Source organism: Dyella sp., assembly GCF_036746095.1.
GTDB lineage: Bacteria > Pseudomonadota > Gammaproteobacteria > Xanthomonadales > Rhodanobacteraceae > Dyella_B.
On sequence record NZ_DAIOEU010000002.1, the window covers coordinates 156,869 to 176,414 of the forward strand.

A 19,546-nucleotide genomic window follows, 5' to 3' on the forward strand; every position below is an offset into this window, starting at 1 on the left:
GCGTTGCCGGAACAGGCAGCGCTACTGGTTCACGAGCGTTCGGAGGCGGATTTTACGACGGCTGCAAGACGTTCCGCCATCTGCCGTACTTCGGCCTCGTCGGCGGCTTCCACCGTTACACGCACCAGCGGTTCGGTGCCGGAAGCGCGCAATACCACGCGGCCGCGGCCAAGCAAGGCCTGCTCGGTATCGGCCAGCGCCTGGCGCACGGCGTCGGTGTTGAGCGCTTCGCGTGCGCCGGCGGCACGCACGTTGATCATCACCTGCGGCATTTTTTTCAGGCCCGCGCGCGCAGTGCTGAAATCCTGGCCGCACAGCTTCAGCGCTTCGAGCACGGCCAGCGCCGCGACGATGCCGTCACCGGTGGTGGCGCGATCCAGGCACAACAGGTGGCCGGAGGTTTCGCCGCCCAGGATGCCGTCGTGCTCCTTGAGCTTCTGCAACACGAAGCGGTCGCCGACGTTGGCGCGGATCAGGTCCACGCTCAAGCCGGCCAGTGCCTTTTGCAAGCCGTAGTTGCTCATCAGCGTGCCAACCACCGGCCCCTTGAGCAGCCCGCGCGACTGCCAGCTTTGCGCCAGCACGTAGAGCATGTCGTCGCCGTCGCCAGGCACGCCGTGGCGATCCACCACCTGCACGCGATCGCCATCGCCATCGAACGCAAAGCCGATATCGGCACCCTGCTCCACGACGGCGCGCTGTAGCGCTTCGGGGTGCATGGAGCCGACGCCGTCGTTGATGTTGAAGCCATCCGGCTTGTCGCCGATGGCATGCACGTTCGCACCCAGTTCGCTGAACACTTTCGGCGCGACTTGATAGGTGGCGCCGTGTGCGCAATCGAGCACGATCTTCAGGCCGGCGAGGCTGAAATCCTCCGGCAGGGTGGCTTTGCAGAATTCCGCGTAGCGCGTGATGGCGTCGGTAACGCGAACCACTTTGCCGAGATATTGGGAATCCACCGTGGTGAACGGCGCTTCGGTTTCCAGTTCGATGGCCGTCTCGATCTCATCGGAGAGTTTTTCGCCGTAGGAGGAGAAGAACTTGATGCCGTTGTCATAATGCGGATTGTGCGAAGCGCTGATCACAATGCCGGCATCGGCGCGCAGGCTGCGGGTGAGATAAGCCACGGCCGGCGTGGGCATCGGGCCGAACAGGCGAACATCCGCGCCCGCCGCCGTCAGGCCGGCCTCAAGGGCGGATTCGAACATATAGCCGGAAGCGCGGGTGTCCTTGCCGATCAGTACCAGCGGGCGACGGGAGGATTTCTTCTCCCGACCCAGCACCACCCCGAGCCCCCGCCCCAGCCGCAGCATGAAATCCGCGCTGATGGGCCACTCGCCTACGCGTCCGCGGATGCCATCGGTACCGAAATATCTGCGCTGGTTCATAGAGGTCTGTCTTGGGAGAGGAGGTCAGGAAATAGGGACAAGGGCGTCGCCGAGGCGTGAATGCTACACCGCGTAGTTAGTTGTGCCTCAGGTTGTTGGGTGTGGCTCCCTCCCCTGCCCGCAGGGGAGGGAGCGGATCATGGCGTCAATCGTCGTCGGGCCAGCTTGGCATGTTGGGTTTATCGTGCCGCTCGGGGATGTCGCCGGCTTGCACGGCGTGCCATACCTTCAAGGCATCCACGGTCGGTGCCACGTCGTGCACGCGCACCATGCGCGCGCCGCGCTGCGCGGCGATCATGGCTGCAGCGACGGAGCCAGCAGCACGGTCGACCGGTTGCTGGCGACCGGTGAGCGTGCCGATCATCGACTTGCGCGAGAGTCCCGCGTAAACACCGCTGCCGAGATCGGCAAAGCGTTGCAGTTTGCGTAGCAAGGCAAGGTTGTGCTCCATCGTTTTGCCGAAGCCGAAGCCGGGGTCGACCATCACTTTGCGCCGATCGATGCCAGCCATTTCGCACGCGAACAGGCGATCGGTAAGAAAGCGATGCACTTCGCCCACCACGTCGTCGTAATGCGGCTCGTCTTGCATGCTGCGCGGCTCGCCCTGCATATGCATCAGGCAGATCGGCACGCGCAGTTCGGCCGCGGCATCCAAGGCACCTTCACGACGCAGTGCGTAAATGTCGTTGATCATGCCCGCACCGGCTGCCACCGCGGCGCGCATCACTTCCGGCTTGGACGTATCGATGGCAATGGGCAGCGACGTGCGCGCCACCAGTTGCTCGATCACCGGAATAACCCGCTGCAATTCGTCTTCCACGGAAACATCTGCCGCACCGGGGCGGGTGGATTCGCCGCCCACGTCGAGCATGTCGGCGCCCTCTTCCGCCAACAGCACGCCACGTGCGACCGCGGCTTCCACGCTGGAAAACTGCCCGCCGTCGGAGAACGAATCCGGCGTGACGTTGATGATGCCCACCACGCGCGGACGATCCAGCGTCAACGGACGACCGTTGCAATCCAGCACCGTGGCGAACATATCCGCGCTCACGCGTTTTGCTCCGCGCCGCCCAGCTCGCCCATGAATTGGCGGTAGTAGCGCAGCTCGTCGATGGAATCGCGGATATCCGACAGCGCGGTATGCGCCGATTCCTTGGAAAACCCGCGACCGATTGTCGGCGCCCAGCGCCGCGCCAGTTCCTTCAGCGTGGACACGTCGAGATTGCGGTAATGGAAGAAGCGTTCCAGCTGCGGCATTTCACGATGCAGGAAGCGACGATCCTGGCAAATGGAATTGCCGCACATCGGCGACTTGCCGGGCACCACCCACGGCTTGAGAAAATCCAGCGTGGCGCGTTCCGCTTCGGCATGCGTGGTGCTGGATACCAATACCTGGTCCCACAAGCCCGATCGCCGGTGCTGGTTGCGGTTCCAGGTGTCCATCGCCTCCAGCCGCTCCATCTCGTGACCAATCGCGAAGACAGGGCCTTCCGCCAGAATCAGCAGGTCCTTGTCGGTGACGATGGTGGCGATCTCGAGGATCGAATCGTTGTCGGTATCCAGACCGGTCATTTCCAGGTCGATCCAGATCAGGTTGTCTTCGTTCGCTTGGCTCATGCACCCCTCCTGTCGGCAGAGTTTAGCCGGGGGCGGATATGACGCCAAATGCTCGCCGGGATTCCCGTAGAATCCGTGCATGCATACGCTTTTTTGGCATGACTACGAAACCTTCGGTACGGACACGCGCCGGGACCGGCCGATCCAGTTCGCCGGCATCCGGACCAACCTGGAACTGGAAATCATCGACGAGCCGGTGATGTTCTTCGGCAAGCCGCCGCATGACACGCCGCCCAGCCCGGAGTCCTGCCTGATCACCGGCATCACGCCGCAGCAGGCCGAACGCGATGGTTTGATCGAGGCCGATTTCGCCGCACGCGTCCACGAACAGCTGGCCGCGCCGGACACCTGTGGCGTGGGCTACAACTCGCTGCGCTTCGATGACGAGTTCACGCGTCAATTGCTGTACCGCAATTTTTTCGAGCCTTATGCGCGCGAATGGGAAAACGGCAATTCGCGCTGGGACCTGATCGACCTGGTGCGCATGTGCGCCGCGCTGCGGCCGGAAGGCATCGTATGGCCCACGCATGATGACGGCACGCCCAGCTTCAAGCTGGAACATCTGGCGGCGGCCAATCATCTGCGGCAGGAACGCGCGCACGATGCGCTGTCCGACGTGTATGCGCTGATCGACCTGGCACGCCTGATCCGCGTGCGCCAGCCACGGCTGTGGGATTGGCATTTCGGCTTGCGTCGCAAGCAGCGCGTATTCGAATTGCTCGATCTCGCGGCGATGACACCATTGGTGCATGTGTCCTCGCGCTATCCGGCCAGCCGTGGTTGCCTGGCGATGATCATTCCATTGGCGGTGCATCCGGCGCGGCCGGGTGAAATCATCGTGTACGACCTCGCGCAGGATCCGTGCGATCTGTTGGAACTGGAGGTGGAGGACATCGTCGACCGCATCTTTACGGCACGCGCCGATCTTCCCGAGGGTGTGGAGCGTATTCCGTTGCGTACCGTGCATGCGAATCGCTCGCCGGCACTGGCCCCGCTTTCCGTGCTGAAGGGCGTGGATCTTGCGCGGTTGCAATTGGATGTGGATCGCTGTCTGGGCTACGCGGAGCAATTGCGCACGGCGACGAATCTGGCCGACAAACTGCGTCGCATTTTCCAGCGCACGGCCGAGCTGCCGCCACCGGAAGATCCGGAGCTGGCGTTGTATGGCGGCTTTCTCCTCGATAGCGATAAACGCTTGTTGCGCGAAGTGCGCACGACGCCGCCGGAGCAATTGGGATCGCGCAGGTTCAATTTTCGCGATGCGCGTTATCCGGAGCTGCTGTTTCGCTATCGTGCGCGCAACTGGCCGGAGACGTTGACGGCCGAGGAACGGGAGCGGTGGGAAGCGTTTCGTATCCAGCGACTGACGCGGCCTACGCCACTTACTGCGCTGACCTTGGCGGATTATTTCGCCAAACTGGAATTATTGCGCAGTGATCCGTTGGCTCGTGGCAGGGGCGCGATATTGGATCAGTTGCAAGCGTGGGGTGAGCAGCTTGCTGTGGAGGCCGGCGTTGCCATTGCCTGACCCTCGCGGCCGTCATTCCCGCGAAAGCGCGAATCCATCATCGCCTTTCGCCAAAGAGCAAAAGGGATTCCCGCTTTCGCGGGAATGACGCCATACACACATCGCCATATATGCCACCATTGCTGGGGTTTTCACCCCACACCTACGAGAATCGAATCGCCATGCCGCGCGCCTATTTTTCGCCTGCCACGTTCCGTTTCCTGAAAAGCCTGGCCCGTAACAACAACCGCGAATGGTTCCAGAAGCACAAGGCCGAATACGAGCGCGACGTGCGCGATCCGTTCCTGGAACTGATCGGCGACATGCAGGCACCGCTGGCGAAGATCAGTGCCCACTTCCGCGCCGATCCGCGCAAGATGGGTGGCTCGCTGTTTCGCATCTACCGCGATACACGCTTCTCGAACGACAAGGAACCGTACAAGCCGTGGGCGAGTGCACGTTTTTTCCACGAGCGGCGGCACGAAATTCCGGCACCTTCGTTCTATGCGCACATCCAGCCGGGCGACTGCTTTGTCGGCGGCGGCATGTGGCATCCGGAACCGGATGCGTTGAAGCGCCTTCGCGCGTTTCTTGCCGACAATCCAGCCGCGTGGAAACGCGCCGTGCAGGGCAAGGCGTTCCGCGATCACTTTGCGTTCTGGGGCGATTCGTTGACACGGCCGCCGCGCGGATTCGATCCGGAGCATGAGCTGATCGAGGATCTAAAGCGCAAGGATTTCGCGGCGGGCGAGCAGTTTGACGAAGCGCTGGCGTGTTCGTCGGAGCTGTTGCCGTTCATGGTGGCCAGCTACAAGCGGTTGGCGCCGATGATTGATTATTTGTGTGCGGCGCAGGAGCTGGAGTTTTAAGTAAACCTGTCATCGCCTCACGTCATTCCGGCGAAGGCCGGAATCCAGTACGCACACGTTGTGCGAAGCACTCAACATAAAGAAATTATGTGTGCTTCGCACGTCATATCTAGACTGGATTCCGGCCTTCGCCGGAATGACGTGAGGGAAAGGAAATTTCCCGCGAGATTCGCCCCTCGCCCCAGCCCTCTCCCCCGTTATTGATCAACGATGGGGGAGAGCGAGTAGATCACGCTTCCGGACGCATGTAGGGAAACAACAACACGTCGCGAATCGACGATGAGTTGGTCAGCAACATCACCAACCTATCGATGCCCACGCCAAGCCCACCCGTCGGCGGCAAGCCCACTTCCAGCGCGCGAATGTAATCGGCATCGAAGTGCATGGCTTCGTCGTCGCCGGATTCCTTCGCATCCACCTGCGCCTGGAAGCGCGCGGCCTGGTCTTCCGGATCGTTCAATTCGGAGAAGCCGTTGGCGAGCTCCTTGCCGTTGATGAACAGCTCGAAGCGATCGGTGATGCCCTTGTCGACGTCGTTCTCGCGCGCAAGCGGCGAGACCTCCACCGGGTGGTCGATGATGAAGGTGGGTTGCACCAGTGTGTGTTCCACCGTCTTTTCGAAGATTTCCAGCAGCAGCTTGCCCCAGCCGTAGCCGGGCTTCACCTGCACACCAAGGCGCCTGGCATGCGCCGCCATGGCGTCGCGGTTGCGCAGTTCTTCGCGCCTGATCTCGGGGTTGAGCTCCAGCACGGCGTCTTCCATGCGCCAGCGGCGAAAGGCGGGCCCAACGTCGATCTCGGCACCTTCCCAGGTGAGCTGGGTGGTGCCCAGCACGTTCTTCGCCGTCTGGCGGATCATCGCCTCGGTGAGGTCCATGATCTCGTGATAGGTGGCGTAGGCCTGGTAGAGCTCGAGCATGGTGAATTCGGGGTTGTGCCGCGTGGACACGCCCTCGTTGCGGAAGTTGCGATTGATCTCGTAGACGCGGTCGAAGCCGCCCACTACCAGGCGCTTCAGATACAGCTCCGGCGCCACACGCAGGTAAAGATCGATATCCAGCGCGTTGTGATGCGTGATGAAGGGACGCGCCGTGGCGCCGCCGGGGATGATGTGCATCATCGGCGTTTCCACTTCCATGAAGCGGTACGGCTCGGCTTCCAGCCACTTGCGGATGTAGCCGATGATCTTCGAGCGCAGCATGAAGGCGCGGCGCGCTTCCTCGGTAACGATCAGGTCGACGTAGCGCTGGCGATAGCGCTGTTCCACGTCAGCCAGGCCATGCCACTTGTCCGGCAGCGGACGCAGGCTCTTGGTGAGCAGGCGCAGCGCTTGCACCTTCACCGACAGTTCGCCGGTCTTGGTGCGCATCAGCAGGCCCTCGGCACCGACCAGGTCGCCCACGTCCCAGCCCTTGAAGGCCTCGTACGTGGCTTCGCCCACCGTGCCCTGGTGAATGAACAACTGGATGCGGCCGGTGAAATCCTGCATCTGCACGAAGCTGACCTTGCCCTGCACGCGCTTGAGCACGATGCGGCCGGCCACTTTCACATGGCGTGCCAGCGCTTCGATGGCTTCCGCGGTGTGCTGCTCCTTGTCTTCGAACTCGGCCTGCAAGTCGCCGGCCAAGCTGTCGACCTTGAAGTCGTTCGGGAAGGCGATGCCCTGCTCGCGCAGCGTCTTGAGCTTTTCGCGGCGCTCGGCGATCAGCTTGTTTTCGTCGATGGGCAGGTTGTCGGTGGTATCAGTCATGGAGGTTCCATTGCTGCCGGCGCTCAAACCGAACGCCAAACACTTCTTTTATGTATCGCTGATGGTCAAACGGCCATCAATCGTCTTTGCCGAACACATGCTTGACGGCGTGTTTGGTGGCGTCCCAGCCTTCGCGCGTACCATGCGCGACGCCGTGGCCGACTTCCTTGGCCCCATGCCCGATGCCATGGCCCGCTTCTTTGGCGCCATGGCCGATCGTCTTGGCGACATGCGCGGTAGCGTGTCCGACATCGCGCGCACCGTTTGCAGTGGCATGCCCAACATCACGCGCGCCGTTGCCGATGGCATGTCCGGCGTCTTTGGCATCCTGCTTGACGGTTTGGGCGGCAGCGTTGCTGAAAAACACGACGCTCGCGCATGCAAAAAGAACTGCATAGATCGTTTTGCGGTTCATGCGATGACTCCCCGATCGGTGATCAAGCATCCACACGCTTGGCGCCGGCATCCAAACCTGCTTTCAGGCTGGCCTCGATGAAATCGTCGAGATCGCCGTCCAGCACCTTTTGCGTATCGGTGCGTTCTACGCCAGTGCGCAGATCCTTGATGCGGCTCTGGTCCAGCACGTAGTTGCGAATCTGGCTGCCCCAGCCGATGTCGGACTTGGTTGCTTCCAGCGCGTCTTTTTCGGCGTTTCGCCTTTGGATCTCCAGTTCGTACAGCTTGGCGGCCAGCATCTTCATGGCGCGGTCGCGGTTGGCGTGCTGGCTGCGCTCGGTCTGGCAGGCCACCACCACGCCACTGGGTACGTGCGTGATACGCACGGCCGATTCGGTCTTGTTGACGTGTTGGCCACCGGCACCGGACGAGCGGTACACATCGGTTTTTAGATCGGCCGGGTTGATCTCGATGTCGATATCGTCATCCACTTCGGGTGACACGAACACTGAGGTGAAGCTGGTGTGGCGGCGGTTGTCGGAATCGAACGGGCTCTTGCGCACCAGGCGGTGCACGCCGATTTCGGTTTTCAGCCAGCCGTAGGCGTAATCGCCCTCCACGCGGAAGGTGGCGGACTTGATGCCGGCCACGTCGCCCGCGCTGGCTTCCATCAGCTCGGTTTTCCAGCCGCGCGCTTCGCACCAGCGCAGGTACATGCGCAGCAGCATTTCGGCCCAGTCCTGCGCCTCGGTGCCGCCGGCGCCGGCCTGGATGTCGACGAAGGCGTTGGCCGAATCCATCTTGCCGGAAAACATGCGCTGGAATTCCAGCTTGCCCACTTCGGCGTCGAGCTTGCCGACGTCGCTCTGCACGGATTGCACGGTGGCTTCGTCGCCGTCGGCGGCCGCCATGTCCAGCAGTTCGCCGGCATCGGCAAGGCCGGAACTGATGCGGTCGATGCCGCTGACGATGGTGTCGAGGCGGGCGCGTTCGCGGCCCAGTTCCTGTGCGCGGGGCGGGTCGTCCCACACGGTGGGGCTTTCCAGTTCGCGGCTTACTTCTTCCAGACGCTCACGCTTGGCGTCGTAGTCAAAGATACCCCCTAAGCGACTCGATACGGGCCGTGAGGTCCGCGATCTGCGCAAGGATCGGATTGGTTTCGATCATGGTGGTTGAACCCTGGAGGGATGGCGCCCGATGGGCGCGAGATAAACGCCAATCGTAGCAAACCCGGTGCGAAGGCGCCTAGCCGAAAGAGACGAGCCTTGCCGGCCGGGATTGGCATCCTCGCCGGCGAAGGAACCACCACGCAAAACTCTCGTAGGTTAGGCTGAGGCGCAGCCGAACCCCAACGAGCCATACACATTCCGATCTTGGGATTCGGCTGCGCCTCAGCCCGACCTACTCAAATTCCTCGAAGGAGAGATGCCTGCGCTTACGGGGTTGCCTCCAGCGCATGCGCATGCACGTCACGCACCGCACGTCCCGAAGGATCGGCCATCGCCGCGAACGCCGGGTCCCATGCCAGCGCTGCCGGCGAGGAACATGCGATCGACTTGCCGCCCGGCACAGTCGCTGCGCAGGCCTCGCCCGGGAAGAATTTCTCGAAGATGCGGCGATACAGGTACGCCTCTTTCGTGGCGGGCGTGTTGAAAGGGTAGCGCGAGGCGGCGGCGGCGAATTCGCGATCGCTGACCGCCTGTTCGGCGTGCGCTTTCAGGCCATCGATCCAACCGTAGCCCACGCCGTCGCTGAATTGCTCTTTCTGCCGCCACAGGATGGATTCCGGCAACGCACCGACAAACGCTTCGCGCAGCACGGCTTTTTCGATTTTTCCGTTGCCGGCCATTTTGTGCGCGGCGTCCATGCTCATCGCCGCTTCCATGAATTCGAGATCCAGGAACGGCACGCGCGCTTCCACGCCCCAGGCCATCATCGACTTGTTGGCGCGCAGGCAGTCGTAGCTGTGCAGCGCATCGAGCTTGCGCACGGTTTCTTCGTGGAAGGCTTCGGCCGAAGGCGCTTTGTGGAAATACAGATAGCCGCCGAAGATTTCATCGGAGCCCTCGCCGGACAGCACCATCTTCACGCCCATCGCCTTGATGCGGCGCGCGAGCAGGTACATCGGGGTAGAAGCGCGAATGGTGGTGACGTCGTAGGTTTCGATGTGGCGGATCACTTCCGGCAGCGCATCCAACCCTTCCCAGAAGTTGTAGACGAAACCGTGATGCACGGTGCCCAATGCATCGGCGACCACTTTTGCGGCGGCAAGATCGGGCGAGCCTTCCAGGCCGATGGCGAAGGAATGCAGGCGCGGCCACCAGGCTTCGCTGCGGTCGTCGTCTTCGACGCGTTCGCGCGCGAAGCGCGCGGCGCAGGCGGCAACCAGCGAGGAATCCAGACCACCGGACAGCAGCACGCCATACGGCACGTCGGTCATCAACTGGCGATGCACGGCCTGCTCGAATGCCTGGCGCAATTCGCCCGGGCCATGGCCCTTGGTGGCCTCGTAGTCGCGCCACGGACGCTGGTAGTAACGCTGCAGTTCGCCGCGAGTGCTGTCGTAAACGTGCCCGGGCGGAAACGGTGCGACATCCGCGCATACGCCAACCAAGGCCTTCATTTCCGAGGCCACCAGCAGCCGGCCCTGCGCATCATGCCCCCAGTACAGCGGGCACACGCCGATGGGATCGCGCGCAATCAGGTAGCGCTTCGCATCGCCATCCCACAAGGCGAACGCAAAAATCCCATTGAGCCTGGTGAGGAAATCCGCGCCATGTTCGCGGTACAGCGCGTTGATCACTTCGCAGTCGGAGCCGGTGGTGAAGTCGTAGCTGCTGTGCGCGCGCAGCTCGCGATGGTTGTAGATCTCGCCGTTCACTGCCAGCGCCAGGTGGCCGTCGCGCGAGCGCAATGGCTGCGCGCCGCTGGCGGGGTCGACGATGGCCAGGCGCTCGTGCACCAGGATCACGCCGGCATCCACGAACACGCCGCTCCAATCCGGTCCACGATGGCGCTGTCGTTGCGACAACTCCAGGGCTAGCAGGCGTAACGCAGCCAGATCGTCGCCCGGCTGAAGATCGAACATTCCGAAGATGGCGCACATGATGGGGTTTCCTTTGGCTCGCTGGTTGAGTGAAACGCTAAAAACAACATGCTGGAAAAACAAAAGGGCCCGCACTTGGCGGGCCCTTTGCGTGTGTCTGTTTGCTGCTCTCGTCTACACGCCGGCCCGTCCGCGGTTGCGGTTATTGGTATTGGCGTTGTTGTTCAGGACCGTTGCAGCCACGACACCACACGCCGCGAAGGCGGCTTTACTGGCGAGGTGGTTGGCAAGGCAGGTGTGCATGGCGCCGACTAAAACACAAGTCTGAACCGCACGCAACGGTTACAACCGTTACCGAATGCGATCGGAGCCGGTGTCCAAAACCAGCTCAGATCGACGATACCCAGCGGATGGCCTCGTCGAGTTCAGCGTCCGCGAACAACCTGAAATGCGTGGGCATGGCGAACCCGAACATGCTGGACATCACGCGCACCCAGCCCACGTCGGTAACCAGCGCGGTGCGCTCCCAGCCGCTGATGTGGCGGAAACCCAGCTTTACGTCGTCCCACATGGCGCCGGGCGCGAAGCCGGTGAAATCGTCGCCGATGTGGATCATCAGGCGCAGCTTGCGATTCAACGCGAAGGCCGCTTCGATGTCGGGCACCATCACGCTTTCATAGTCCTGCGCGGTGACCAGGCCGCGCATGCGGAAGCCGAGAATGCCTGCCGGAAGAGAAGGGAGTTGCTCGATCATGATCGATGCTCCTTGATGCTTCGCCTGAGGATGTTATCCAAGCGCGATTTGAGCAGGCGCACAAGTGAAGGGGTGTGAAATTTTCTCGCAATGCTGTTTCAGAGCGAGCCGTCATTCCGGCGAAGGCCCACTGCTGTCCGGGAAGGAATTGGCGTGGCCTCATGTATGTCTGCGGTAACCCATACGGCCGTCATTCCCGCGAAAGCGGGAATCCATTTTGCTTTGGTGCATCCCTGAAAATGGATTCCCGCTTTCGCCGGAATGACGGTTCGCTGGGCTCGATGTAACCCCAGGCTTCTTCCTGGGTAGCCAGCAAAAGACGCTGGGGTTTTCACCCCAATCTACGCGGGCTCCATATAGCGCAGCAGAAGCCTTGGCGATTCCCTGCCCTGCCAGTCGTTGATGGTGAGCTCATAGGCAGCGCGCATCGTGCTCGGCGGCGGCTTGCCTTCATAGGCGTTGAACATCACCGCGTCGTGCACCACGTCATCGCGCGGATCGCGCAGGCTCAGGCGCAGATGCCGCTCGCCCATCGGTTTCCAACTGAAGCACTCGAAGCGGTTCTCGAATACCGGCTCGGGAAATGCCTGCCCCCACGGTCCGGCATAGCGCAGCATGCGCGCCATCTCCAGGGTGAACATGCCGGCGGGCATTTCGCCGTCAGTGTAGAGAATGGCCTGCAGTTGCTCTTCGCTCAGCCACTCGCGCGCCACGGCGTCGAAGGCTTCGGCGAAACGCGGGTAGTGCCGCGCAGGCAGGCTGAGCCCTGCGGCCATGGCGTGGCCACCGAAGCGTTCGATCAAGCCGGGATGCCGTGCATCGACCACCGCCAATGCATCGCGGATATGAAAACCGGCGATGGAACGCGCCGAGCCGCGCAGGTGATCGGGGTCATCCTCGCCGGCGGGCGCGAAAGCGATCACGGGGCGATGCAGGCGTTCCTTCAATTTGGAAGCGACCAGGCCGACGATGCCGGCATGCCAGCTTGGCTCGAACAGTGTGACGCCGACGCTTTGCACCTCGATGCTGGCGGCGCCGGCCACCATGATTTCCGCCTCCGCCACCATCGCCGCCTGCAGGTCACGGCGCTCCTGGTTAATCGAACTCAACAGCCCGGCGTAACGTCGCGCTTGCGATGCGTCGTCGGTGAGCAGGCACTCCACGCCAAGCCGCATATCTTCCAGCCGTCCCGCCGCGTTCAAGCGCGGACCGATGGCATAGGCGAAATCGCTGGCGCACAGCGAGACGGCGCTGCGCTGGCTGGCCTCGATCAACGCGAGGATGCCTGCGCAACCGCGGCCGCTGCGCAGGCGTTTCATGCCTGCTTCCACCAGCACGCGGTTGTTGTAATCCAGCGGCACCAGGTCGGCCACGGTGCCCAATGCCACCAGGTCCAGCAGAACGGATAGATCCGGTTCCGGCTTCGTCGCAAACCAATCCTGCTCGCGCAGATGCGCACGCAGGGCGAGCAGCACGTAGAACATCACGCCGACGCCGGCCAACGCCTTGCTGGGAAAACCATCACCCTGCACGTTGGGATTGACGATGGCATCCGCCTCCGGCAAATGATCGCCCGGCAGATGATGATCGGTGACGATCACGCGCATGCCGCGCGCATGTGCGGCCGCCACGCCGGCCATGCTGGCGATGCCGTTGTCGACGGTGACGATCAGCTGCGCGTGCGACGGCAGCGAGGCCACCAGCTCCGGCGTAAGCCCGTAGCCGTGAATAAAACGATTGGGCACCACGTAGTCGACGCGCTGCGCGCCAAGCATGCGCAAGCCGCGCACGGCCACAGCCGTGCCGGTAGCGCCGTCGCAGTCGTAGTCGCCGGCAATCATGATCGAGGTGTCACTGCGAATCGCCTCCGCCAGCAACACGACCGCCTGTTGCATGCCGCTCAAATGCTGCGGCGACAAGAGGCGATTCAAGCGATGCTCGGCTTGTTCTGGGTTCAGCACACCGCGCGCGGCATAGATGCGTTGCAGTACCGGATGCACGGCATCGCCCCAGCCTGCCGGTTCACCCAGCAGCGGGCGCTGCTTGATTACTTGGCGCATCAAGGTTTGCTCCGCCGCCACAGGCGCATGCGATGCCAGGGGCGATGCAGCCAGCGCTCGCCGCTGGCGAAGGCGAACCGCACGGGTTCGCGCTTGCATAGTTGCTGCAACGCAGGCCACCACTCCGCAGCGATCACATCGGCAGACTGGTCCTGCAAATCGATCAACCAACCTGCCTTGGCCGCATCGAGCCGCGTGCGACGCTGCGCTGGAATGCCTGCGCGTTTTGCCAACGCCAGCAGCAACAGGTCTTCGCCGATCACGCCGCTTAGCGCCGTGCTTACCTGTACGGGCAAAACACCGCCGCCCCAGAACCACAAGCTGTTGATCGGTGGCAGCCCCCGTTCGCGGCGCTGCGCGTTGAGGGGGTGCTGGTGCAGCAGCACTTGCACTTCATTGAACAGTGCGCGCCAGCGGCGTGCTTGCTCGCCTTGTGGCAAGTGTTCATAGAGGTCTTCGCCGAGTGCGGCTTCCGGCGCGGCGAAATCGGGCAAGTTGCTTTGCGTCGGCAAGCGTAGATGCCAACGTTGTGCGGAGGAGACTTCCAGCTTGATGCCTTCGTCGGCAAACACGGCTTGCAGCGGTTCGGCCAATGTTTCCGCTTCGCCCATGCTCAACGGCAACTGGCCGCAGGCCATCAGGCGCGCGCCGGTCAGATCCGGCTGGACCCAGGCCGGATCGGCGCTGAGCCAGCAGGCATCACCGGCATCGCCGTGCAGGTATTCGCGAGTGAGCGCCGCGGCAGGCATGCCGTCTTCGCAGTGAAAATAGGCGGCCAAACCACCGAGGTAGCCCGCCGCGCCATCGAGAAGACGATCCGCTCGCTGCAACCAGGCACGCAACGGATGTGCGTGGTCGAAACGCTGCCAGGCAGGCAGCCAGCATTCCAGGGTTCGCGGTACGGATCCGGTCATGGCTCAGGCTTCGAGCAGCTCGTACAACTCAAGCCATTCGGCTTCGAGCATTTCTTTTTCTTTGCGCAGTTCCGCCTGGCGCTGGCTGAGCTTCATCAGCTCGGCGGTGGGGCCGTTGTAGGTTTCCGGATCGGCGAGCTTCTGCTCCAGCTTGCCCAGCTCGTCGTCGATGGCGGCGACGCGCGTTTCGATTTTCTTGACGCGCTGGCGTGAGGCCTTTTCGCTTTCGCGCTGTGCAGCGGCAGCGCGGCGGCGATCCGCGGCGGATTCCGTCGGCTTGGCTTCCGCCTCCGCTTTCTTCGGCGCGGCGCCGCGGGCGCGCAGCCAGCGCGCGTAGTCGTCCAGGTCGCCGTCGAACGCTTCCACCTTGTGATCGGCCACGCGCAAGAAGCTGTCGCAGACCATGCCGAGCAGATGACGATCGTGCGAGACGAGCACCAATGCGCCGTCGAAATCGGCCAGCGCATCGGCGAGTGCCTCGCGCATGTCCAGGTCAAGGTGGTTGGTCGGTTCGTCGAGCAGCAGCAGGTTGGGCTTGTCCCAGGCGATCAGCGCCAACGCCAGGCGCGCGCGTTCACCGCCAGAAAACCCATCGACGGATTCGAAGGCGCGATCGCCGGCAAAATTCCAGCCGCCAAGGAAATCACGCAACACTTGCGCGCCGACGCCGGGCGCCTTGTCCTGCAGGTGATCGAAAGGACTGGCGCCTTCGCGCAGGCTTTCCACCGTGTGCTGGGCGAAGTAGCCGATCTTCAGGTCCTTGTGCACTTTGCGCTCGCCATGCAGCGCGGGCAGTTCGCCGACCAGGGTTTTCACCAGCGTGGATTTACCTGCGCCGTTCGGGCCGAGCAGGCCGACGCGTTCGCCGGCTTCCAGGCGGAAGCGCACGTCGCGAAGGATCACGGCAGGTGGCGTGCCGGCATAACCGGCTTCCACGTCTTCCAACTGCAGCATGGAATCCGGCAAGCGATCCGGCACCGCAAACTGGAAACGGAACGGACGTTCCGCACGGATCGCTTCCGTGCCCGCCATTTTTTCCAGCCGCTTCATGCGCGACTGCGCCTGCTTGGCCTTGCTGGCCTTGGCCTTGAAGCGATCGATAAAGGACTGCAGGTGCGCGCGCTCGGCCTGCTCGCGCTCGTGCGCAATTTGCTGCAGTCGCAATTGCTCGGCACGCTGGCGCTCGAAGGCACTGTAGTTGCCGGTGTAGAGCTTGGCCCTGCCTTCGTTGAGATGCAGGGTGTGGGTGATCACGCCGTCGAGGAATTCACGGTCGTGCGAGATCACCAGCAAGGTGCCCTGATAGCGGCGCAACCACTCTTCCAGCCATAGCACGGCATCGAGGTCCAAGTGGTTGGTGGGCTCGTCGAGCAGCAGCAGGTCGGAGGGCGCCATCAGTGCGCGGGCCAGGTTCAGGCGCACGCGCCAGCCGCCGGAGAATTCCTGTACCGCGCGTTCATGCGTGTCGGGACTGAAGCCGAGTCCATGCAACAGACGGCCGGCGCGGGCACGGGCGTCGTAGCCGTGCAGTTCCTCGATGCGGTGATGCGCGCGGGCCATCGCCTCCATGTCGCCGCGAGCCTGGGCGTCGGCCTCCTCGCGGATGGCGGCGGCCAGTTCGACGTCACCGCCCATCACGTAGTCGATGGCGGGGTCGGGCAACGCCGGAGTTTCCTGCGCCACCGAGGCCAGGCGCAGCCTGGCCGGCATGTCCAGTTCGCCCGCGTCCGCCTCGAGTTGGCCTTGCAGGGCCGCAAACAGGCTGGACTTGCCGCAGCCGTTGCGACCTATCACGCCCAGGCGCCATCCGCTCTGGATGACGAGATCGATATCGGAAAGCAGCAACCGGCTGCCGCGGCGCAGGGCGAAGTGGCGGAACGCAATCATGTGTGGTCTGGCTAAGCCGGGCGTAGCGCCCGAAGCCGCACATGATAACGGTCAGGGGCGCTCCGATTCATTCTGAGTGGGTGGCATCGTTCCTGTCTGTTCGCAGATCACAGGGCCATCGACGAAGGCAGACCGACCGTCTGTCGAGACGACAGACCGAAGATATGCGGACAGACAGGGGCCGTGACGCCTGCGCAGAATGGAGCGGAGCGGCCCCCATCACATCTGGGGGTTTTGCTCGTGGCGCGTGTTCAACGGTTCTGCTACAACAGCGCGGCAACGCTTTGTGCGGAGAGGGGAATCATGTTCAAGCACCGTCACACCCTGCCCTTGCTGGCAGCCATGGCTCTTGGCGCCGGGCTGGCCGCGTCGCAGGCGGCCCATGCCCAGGAAACGCTCACCCAGCGCGTGCAGGAAGAAAGAACCATGCACCTGCCGGCCCGTGGCATGAGCATGGCGCAGGTGGAGAAACGATACGGCGCGCCGTTGCGCAAGTTGTCGCCACGTGGCGGAGACTCGGCGCATCATCCGACCATCAATCGTTGGGAGTACTCGAATTTCATCGTGTACTTCGAGAAGAGCCATGTGATTCATGCGGTGTTGAATACGCCCGCGGGGAACAATCGCAATCCTGCGGCGGTGAATTGATTCTTGGCCTAGACGCGAATTTCCCGCTTGTCGTTCCGGCGAAAGCCGAGGCGCTTTCGCCGGAACGACGACCAGGCGACATGGGGCTATGCCAGCAACAAAGCTCCTCGCGTAACCATCAGCGGCATCGTAAACTTCCACACTTGCCTGCCTGGCCATTCGTCAGGTGATTCCTCCTAGCGCGAGTGCTGTCCCCATGACCGATTCCAGCTTGCGCCTGCCGGCCGAATGGGAGCCGCAGGCCGCCGTGTTGATTGCCTGGCCGCATGACGGCACCGACTGGGCCGAGCGGCTCGAACAGGTGGAATCCACCTACGTCGCGCTGGCCGCGGCAATCACGCGTTTCCAATCGCTGATCATCGTGGTGGCCGATGCCGCGTTGCGCGCGCATGCCACGGCGAAGCTGCAAGTGGCGCATGCGGACCTCTCGCGCATCCGTTTCGTGGAACTGCCCTACGACGATACCTGGCTGCGCGATTCCGGTCCGATCACGTTGCGCGGCGATGACCGTCGTTTCCAACTTACCGATTTCCGCTTCACCGGCTGGGGCGGCAAGTTCGGCGCCGAGCAGGATGATGCGCTGATCGCCGGGCTGGTGGAGGCAGGCGTATTTGGTTCCGCCGACCATCAACGCATCGATTGGGCGCTGGAAGGCGGCGGTATCGAGAGCGATGGCCTCGGCACCATCCTCACCACATGGCGCTGCCTTGCGCAGCGGCATCCGGAGCAATCGCGCGAGGACATGAGCAACATCCTGCGCGACAGCCTGCATGCCAAGCGCGTACTATGGCTCGATTACGGCTATCTGGAAGGTGACGACACCGACGCGCACATCGACACGCTGGCGCGCTTTGCGCCGGACGACCGCATCGTTTATCAGGCTTGCGACGATACCGGCGACGTACACCACGCCGAATTGCAGCGCATGGGCGAGGAACTGGCTGCGTTGCGCACGCCGGATGGCAAACCCTACACGCTGTATCCATTGCCCTGGGCCAAGCCGATCATCGATGGCGGTCGCCGCCTGGCTGCGTCTTACGCGAATTACCTGATCGTCAACGGCGCAGTACTGGTTCCGGCTTATGGCGACACTGCCGACAACGAGGCCGCGCGCATCATCGGTGAAGCGCATCCTGGCCGCGCCGTCGTGCAAGTCCCCTGCCGCCCCTTGATCTGGCAAAACGGCAGCTTGCATTGCATCACCATGCAATTGCCGGCGGGGTTGCTGGGCTGATCCAGCACGCCGCATGAGCGTCGCGCTTCTCAACTTCCATGCCCGGCGCCGGCAGCGCATGGCTGCGGTGCCGTTCGGTGACTTCATCGTGGCGCGCATCCGCGCCGGACAGAAACGACTGGCGGACGGAGTGCGGCGTGAAGCTGTCGACGTGGGCCACTATCTGGTGGTCACGCCCGGCATGCTGCTGAATGTGGAAAACCTGCCGGCCAGCGACAGCCCCTATCTCTCCAGCTGCGTGGCGGTGTCGCGCGGAGTGCTGCTGGAAAAGCAATGGCCGGCGGATGCTGCGCCGGTCACATGGGCGGTATTGCCGCCCTCCCCGGCCTTGGATCAGTCGTTTGCGCATGTGGAACTCGGCCTGCGGCAGCAATTGCCGCAAGCGGTGCTGGTGCATCGCGTGCGTGAGTTGCTGGAAGCGTTGGATCTGAGTGGCTTCCGCCCAGTACCGATGCAAGCGCCCGCGATGGCCGAGCGTGTGCGCATGCTGCTGGCAGAGATACCGGACAAGGCATGGCAAGCCGACGCGATGGCTGCGCAGCTGGCGATGAGCGTGGCGACCTTGCGTCGCAAGCTGGCCGCCGAGAACACGAGTTTTCGCGCCGTGCTGGAAGAAGTACGCCTTGCCCGGGCGCTTACCTTGATCCAGACCACGTCGCAGCCGCTCAAGCGCATTGCGGAAGATTGCGGTTATCTCTCGCCATCACGTTTTGCCGCGAGATTTCGCCTGCGTTTCGGCACGCTACCTTCCGAGCTGCGCGGGTAGGCAAGGAAGGCTGGCGTTGAAGAAAGCATGAGCGTTTCGGGCGATTGATTGCGCGTGGCGTGGCAGGCCGATGCCAGATGCCTGCGTATTCTGCCGCTGTCCACAACACGAGTGCCTGTCATGCTCCGTACGCTTGCTGTCTTCTTAGCCTTCAGTGCCGCCGCTGCTCACGCCGGGGATTTTTCCTTGCACGTCGACGCGACCGACGCCACCGGCCATATCGCACCGGCATACACCTTCAATGGCTTCGGCTGCAGCGGGAAAAACCTTGCTCCCGCCATGCAGTGGCGAGGACAGCCGGCAGGCACGCGCAGCTTCGCGATGACGGTTTACGATCCGGATGCGCCGACCGGCAGCGGTTGGTGGCATTGGGTGGTGATCAATCTGCCCGCATCGATCCATTCGTTGCCCGAAGGCGGTGCCTTGCCCACCGGCGCGCGCGGTGTGCATAACGACTTCGGCACCACCACCTGGGGCGGCCCCTGCCCGCCTGTGGGTGACAAGCCGCATCGCTATGTATTCACCGTCTACGCACTGGACGTTTCGCAGCTGGATGTTCCTGACCATGCCAGCGCGGCGCTGGCGGGTTTCATGGTGCACAGCCATGTGCTGGACAAGGCGCAACAGACCCTGACCTACGGGCGATAGACATATCGTTGCGGGCGCAACCCCAGCCGGCGTTGGGATTGCGCACATTCGCCTACACTATG

The 19,546-nt window shown here is 63.0% G+C and carries 17 protein-coding genes; 7 read left to right on the top strand and 10 right to left on the bottom strand.

Features of this window, described 5'->3' with window-relative positions; all coding sequences use genetic code 11:
• Nucleotides 1-29: 29 nt before the first annotated feature.
• The 3 genes from glmM to orn form a co-directional block, all read right to left on the bottom strand.
• A complete protein-coding gene (gene glmM, locus V7M64_RS01785; RefSeq protein WP_333676611.1) occupies nucleotides 30-1,388 on the bottom strand; it encodes a phosphoglucosamine mutase in 1,359 nt (452 codons plus the stop codon).
• Nucleotides 1,389-1,533: 145 nt separating this feature from the next.
• Nucleotides 1,534-2,427: a dihydropteroate synthase gene (gene folP, locus V7M64_RS01790; protein ID WP_333676701.1), complete on the bottom strand. Its 894-nt coding sequence runs from the start codon at nucleotides 2,425-2,427 to the stop codon at nucleotides 1,534-1,536.
• An 8-nt stretch (nucleotides 2,428-2,435) separates the two neighbouring features.
• On the bottom strand, nucleotides 2,436-3,005 hold the full coding sequence (gene orn, locus V7M64_RS01795) for an oligoribonuclease (protein ID WP_333676613.1): 570 nt from the start codon (nucleotides 3,003-3,005) through the stop codon (nucleotides 2,436-2,438).
• A 79-nt stretch (nucleotides 3,006-3,084) separates the two neighbouring features.
• On the opposite strand from orn, the gene sbcB reads away from it, so the two are divergent.
• Both sbcB and V7M64_RS01805 read left to right on the top strand, forming a co-directional pair.
• Entirely contained in the window at nucleotides 3,085-4,533 is a 1,449-nt protein-coding gene (sbcB, locus tag V7M64_RS01800) for an exodeoxyribonuclease I (RefSeq protein ID WP_333676615.1), read from the top strand.
• A 161-nt stretch (nucleotides 4,534-4,694) separates the two neighbouring features.
• Nucleotides 4,695-5,381: a DUF2461 domain-containing protein gene (locus V7M64_RS01805; RefSeq protein ID WP_333676617.1), complete on the top strand. Its 687-nt coding sequence runs from the start codon at nucleotides 4,695-4,697 to the stop codon at nucleotides 5,379-5,381.
• Nucleotides 5,382-5,610: 229 nt separating this feature from the next.
• Here the strand turns inward: V7M64_RS01805 and lysS are convergent, their stop codons facing one another.
• Entirely contained in the window at nucleotides 5,611-7,131 is a 1,521-nt protein-coding gene (gene lysS / locus V7M64_RS01810) for a lysine--tRNA ligase (protein WP_333676619.1), read from the bottom strand.
• 10 nt (nucleotides 7,132-7,141) lie between these two features.
• On the opposite strand from lysS, the gene V7M64_RS01815 reads away from it, so the two are divergent.
• Nucleotides 7,142-7,627, top strand: a complete 486-nt coding sequence (locus V7M64_RS01815) for a hypothetical protein (protein WP_333676620.1) — start codon at nucleotides 7,142-7,144, stop codon at nucleotides 7,625-7,627.
• Here V7M64_RS01815 and prfB read toward each other — a convergent pair.
• The 6 genes from prfB to V7M64_RS01845 form a co-directional block, all read right to left on the bottom strand.
• A protein-coding gene (gene prfB, locus V7M64_RS01820; protein ID WP_333676621.1) for a peptide chain release factor 2 occupies nucleotides 7,569-8,694 on the bottom strand; the annotation gives its coding sequence in 2 pieces (ribosomal slippage) (nucleotides 7,569-8,618 and nucleotides 8,620-8,694; 1,125 coding nt in all). The genes V7M64_RS01815 and prfB overlap by 59 nt on opposite strands.
• A gap of 268 nt (nucleotides 8,695-8,962) precedes the next feature.
• Complete coding sequence (gene asnB / locus V7M64_RS01825) at nucleotides 8,963-10,633, bottom strand: asparagine synthase B (protein ID WP_333676622.1); 1,671 nt, start codon at nucleotides 10,631-10,633, stop codon at nucleotides 8,963-8,965.
• 328 nt (nucleotides 10,634-10,961) lie between these two features.
• The gene (locus V7M64_RS01830; protein ID WP_333676623.1) at nucleotides 10,962-11,327 is read right to left on the bottom strand and encodes an STAS/SEC14 domain-containing protein; all 366 of its coding nucleotides are present in this window, start codon (nucleotides 11,325-11,327) and stop codon (nucleotides 10,962-10,964) included.
• Between the two features lie 341 nt (nucleotides 11,328-11,668).
• Nucleotides 11,669-13,387, bottom strand: a complete 1,719-nt coding sequence (gene recJ / locus V7M64_RS01835) for a single-stranded-DNA-specific exonuclease RecJ (RefSeq protein WP_333676624.1) — start codon at nucleotides 13,385-13,387, stop codon at nucleotides 11,669-11,671.
• Nucleotides 13,387-14,301: a phosphoglycerate mutase gene (locus V7M64_RS01840; RefSeq protein ID WP_333676625.1), complete on the bottom strand. Its 915-nt coding sequence runs from the start codon at nucleotides 14,299-14,301 to the stop codon at nucleotides 13,387-13,389. The genes recJ and V7M64_RS01840 overlap by 1 nt, the downstream gene beginning before the upstream one ends.
• Before the next feature lie 3 nt (nucleotides 14,302-14,304).
• Nucleotides 14,305-16,188 carry an ATP-binding cassette domain-containing protein gene (locus V7M64_RS01845; RefSeq protein WP_333676626.1) on the bottom strand — a complete coding sequence of 628 codons (1,884 nt, stop codon included), beginning with the start codon at nucleotides 16,186-16,188 and terminating at the stop codon, nucleotides 14,305-14,307.
• Between the two features lie 303 nt (nucleotides 16,189-16,491).
• On the opposite strand from V7M64_RS01845, the gene V7M64_RS01850 reads away from it, so the two are divergent.
• The 4 genes from V7M64_RS01850 (at nucleotide 16,492) to V7M64_RS01865 (ending at nucleotide 19,484) form a co-directional block, all read left to right on the top strand.
• Nucleotides 16,492-16,836, top strand: a complete 345-nt coding sequence (locus V7M64_RS01850) for a hypothetical protein (protein ID WP_333676628.1) — start codon at nucleotides 16,492-16,494, stop codon at nucleotides 16,834-16,836.
• A gap of 196 nt (nucleotides 16,837-17,032) precedes the next feature.
• On the top strand, nucleotides 17,033-18,070 hold the full coding sequence (locus tag V7M64_RS01855) for an agmatine deiminase family protein (RefSeq protein WP_333676630.1): 1,038 nt from the start codon (nucleotides 17,033-17,035) through the stop codon (nucleotides 18,068-18,070).
• Between the two features lie 13 nt (nucleotides 18,071-18,083).
• The gene (locus V7M64_RS01860; RefSeq protein WP_333676632.1) at nucleotides 18,084-18,836 is read left to right on the top strand and encodes a helix-turn-helix transcriptional regulator; all 753 of its coding nucleotides are present in this window, start codon (nucleotides 18,084-18,086) and stop codon (nucleotides 18,834-18,836) included.
• Nucleotides 18,837-18,956: 120 nt separating this feature from the next.
• Nucleotides 18,957-19,484, top strand: a complete 528-nt coding sequence (locus tag V7M64_RS01865; protein ID WP_333676633.1) for a YbhB/YbcL family Raf kinase inhibitor-like protein — start codon at nucleotides 18,957-18,959, stop codon at nucleotides 19,482-19,484.
• Nucleotides 19,485-19,546 lie beyond the last annotated feature (62 nt).